This window comes from Micromonospora sp. ATLC20 (assembly GCF_057196585.1).
Window position 1 is genome coordinate 1 of sequence record NZ_JBXUOV010000321.1, and the last position, 3,183, is coordinate 3,183.

The window sequence follows — 3,183 nt, forward strand, 5'->3', positions numbered from 1 at the left end:
CGGCGGCACCGCGCGCGGCGACGCCGGACCGGCCGAGCGGGACGCCGCCCTCGCCCAGCTGGACGTGGCCGCGCTGGAGGAGGAGGCGACCCGGGTCGCCGACGGCCGGCGCATCTCGGTGCTCGCCGAGACGCCCGACGAGGGCGCGCTGGCCAGCGGGATGGCGATGCGGGTCGACGACGTGGCGGAGATCGCCGGGGTGGCCACGCTGCCGTCCGCCCGGCAACGCGGCCTGGGCGCGGCGGTGACCGCCACGCTCGCGCGGGAACTGCGCGCCGCCGGCACCGATCTGATCTTCCTGAGCGCCGGCAGCGAGGACATCGCCCGCGTCTACCTGCGGGTCGGGTTCCGCCGGATCGGCACCGCCTGCATCGCCGAGCCCGCCGCCGTCATCTGAGGCCGCACGCCGCGGCGGAGGTCAGGACGGCGGCTGCCAGGCGGCGGCCGCAGCGGCGGCGGTGTTGCGCAGGCGCGGGCTGATCGTGCCCAGCGCCGCGTCCCGGGCGCGCAGCGCCAGACGGCCCCGGGCCTGCAGGACCGCCGACATCCGCCGGGTCTGCCGGACCATCGTGGCCGCGCGGGGGCGGCGCAACCTGTCGTACGCGGTGACCGCATCCGGCAGCCGCGACTCCCGCAGCAGCCCGGCCAGCGTCGCCGCGTCCTCGAACGCCAGGCAGGCGCCCTGCCCGAGGTGCGGCGGCATGGCGTGCGCGGCGTCGCCGAGCAGCACCACGCCGCCCGGGCCGGCCGGGAAGCCGTATGCCTTCGGCAGCGGCCGCAGCTCACGGATCTCCTGCTGGACCACGTCCTCCGGGTCGGTCGCCTCCAGCAACGTGCCGATCGGCGCCGGCCAGCCCGCGAACCAGCGCTTGAGCAGCGCGAGCTGGATCTCCGGCGGCTCCGGCCGGGGCGCACCGGCGGCGGTGGCGACCCAGTAGACGCCGCCCCGGCGGGAGGCGCCCGCGGTGCCCCGCTCGCCGAGCGAGGCGGCCAGGAAGCGGTAGCCGGCGCCGAGCGTCTCGCCGTGCACCGGCTGGTCGTCGGGCAGCTGCGGGGCCCGGTACCACGGGATCACGGCCCGCCAGGCGGCACACCCGGAGCTGACCACGGCGGTCTCCGGGGCGAGGTGCCGGCGGATCTCGCTGTCGGTGCCGTCGGCGGCCACCACCAGGTCCGCCTCGTAGGTGTGCCGGCCGTCGCCCACCGCCGGGCGCTCGCCCGACGCCGCGCGCACCGTCCGCACTGTCACGCCGGTACGCAGTTCGACCCGGTCACCCAGACCGGCGATGAGCGCGTCGTGCAGGTCCTCCCGGTGCACCACCACCGGCATCCGCTCGGCCGGCGTGGACCGGGCCTGCACCAGCCAGTGCCCGTCGGGACGGCGCACGCCGCCGTCGGGCAGCGGGGTGGCGATCGCGTCCAGCCCGTCGCCCAGCCCGAGGGCGCGCAGCGCGCGTACCCCGTTGGGCCAGAGCACCACGGCGGTCGCCTCCGGGCGAACCCGGTCGGCGCGTTCCAGCAGCGTGACCTGCCAGCCCGACCGGGCCAGCACACCGGCCGCCGCCATTCCGCCGAGGCCGGCGCCGACCACCACCGCGCTGCGCATGACTCCCCCGCTCAGCTGTCCCGGTCCGCCGGGCGCCCGCCGTCGGCCCGGCCGGCGTTCGTCCGCTCGGCGTCCGCCCGTTGCGGGTCGTCCTCGGTGTCGTCGCCGTCCGTCCGCTCGGCCGTCGCGCCGTCGTCGTCCGTGCGGCCCGTCGCGGCGGCGTCGGCGGCGGGCTCGGCCCCTGCCGGTTCGTCGTCCGCCGCCGGCTCCGGGGGCAGCTCGCCGGTCTTCCGGTACGCCTCGAACTGCTCCTCGGTCACCACCCGGTAGCCCTCGGGCACGGCCGGCCGGGCGGCGGCCTCCCGGGCGGACAGGTCGACCTGGGAGACGTCGCTCGCCGCTGCGACAGCGGGAGCCGGCTCGCCCACCGGCACCAGGTATTCGCGCGGGCCGCGGACCCGGATGAAGTAGGCGAGCGCGCCGAGGAAGACCAGAGCGGCGGTCCAGACGTTGAGGCGTACGCCGAGGATCAGGTTCGCCTCGTCGGTGCGCATCAGCTCGATCCAGAACCGGCCCGCCGTGTAGCCCATCACGTAGAGCGCGAACGCCCGGCCGCGACCGAGCCGCAGCTTGCGGTCGAGGAACAGCACCAGCGCGGCGACGCCGATGTTCCAGAGCGCCTCGTAGAGGAACGTCGGGTGGTAGAGCCCCGGCTGGAGCACCGGATTGCCGGCGTCGTCGCGCAGCGCGTGACCCGGGTTGTCCGGGTCCATGACGTGCACTTCCAGGCCCCACGGCAGCGTGGTCCGCCCGCCGTACAGCTCGTTGTTGAACCAGTTGCCCAGCCGGCCGACGGCCTGCGCCAGCGGCAGGCCCGGTGCCAGCGCGTCGGCGATCACGGTGAACGGGATGCCGAGCTGCCGCGCGGCGAGCCACGCGCCGACCGCGCCACCGGCCACCGCGCCCCAGATGCCGAGGCCGCCCTCCCAGATGTAGAGCGCCTTGATCGGCTCGCCGCCGGCACCGAAGTATTTCTCCGGCGAGGTGATCACGTGGTAGATCCGCGCGCCGATGATGCCCGCCGGCACGGCCCAGACGGCGATGTCGAGCACCGCGCCCGGCGCCACACCGCGGCGGCGCAGCCGGTACTCGGTGACCACGCAGGCCACCACGATGCCGAGGATGATGCAGAGCGCGTACGCCCGGATCGGAACCGGACCGAGCTGCCAGACGGCGGTGCTGGGGCTGGGCATGGCCGCCAGTGGGGTCATCGGGGCGAGGGTCACGGGTGCACACGGTACCGGTGCGGACTGTGTGTGCGGCACCCCGGGCCGCCTGCCGCGCGGGTCGGATGACTTCTGGTTTGCACGGTCGTAGGCTGTTTGTCCATGAGCCCGCTCACCTGGGCGGTCGCCGCTGTCGTCACCGACGCATCCGGCCGGCTGCTGCTCTGCCGCCGGTCCGAGGGGGCCCGGCGCTGGGGCCTGCCGGGCGGGCGGCTGCGTCACGACGAGAGCCCGGCGGACGCCGTCGTCCGGGCGGTCCGCGCCGAGACCGGCTGGGCGGTGGCGCCGGCCGACCTGGTCGGCCTCTACCGGGTCACCGACCCGCAGGCGCCCGCGCCGCCGGCCGGGCGC

General features: G+C 76.7%; 4 protein-coding genes. 2 read left to right on the forward strand and 2 right to left on the reverse strand.

Annotation, left to right across the window (positions count from 1 at the left end; genetic code table 11):
* The coding region (locus tag AC2CHG_RS30805; RefSeq protein WP_484526141.1) for a GNAT family N-acetyltransferase at positions 1–397 on the forward strand (397 nt) is incomplete at its 5' end.
* 21 nt (positions 398–418) lie between these two features.
* Here AC2CHG_RS30805 and AC2CHG_RS30810 read toward each other — a convergent pair.
* Positions 419–1,606 carry an FAD-dependent oxidoreductase gene (locus tag AC2CHG_RS30810; protein ID WP_013287548.1) on the reverse strand — a complete coding sequence of 396 codons (1,188 nt, stop codon included), beginning with the start codon at positions 1,604–1,606 and terminating at the stop codon, positions 419–421.
* Positions 1,607–1,617: 11 nt separating this feature from the next.
* A complete protein-coding gene (lgt, locus tag AC2CHG_RS30815) occupies positions 1,618–2,832 on the reverse strand; it encodes a prolipoprotein diacylglyceryl transferase (protein WP_484526142.1) in 1,215 nt (404 codons plus the stop codon).
* A gap of 102 nt (positions 2,833–2,934) precedes the next feature.
* Here lgt and AC2CHG_RS30820 point away from each other — a divergent pair.
* Positions 2,935–3,183 (forward strand): NUDIX hydrolase (locus AC2CHG_RS30820; protein WP_484526143.1); only part of this gene is annotated, 249 nt, incomplete at its 3' end.

What these genes read in the sequence shown, in the direction of transcription:
- AC2CHG_RS30810 (WP_013287548.1), bottom strand. Translation starts at nt 1,606, where the DNA reads ATGCGCAGCGCGGTGGTGGTCGGCGCCGGCCTCGGCGGAATGGCGGCG.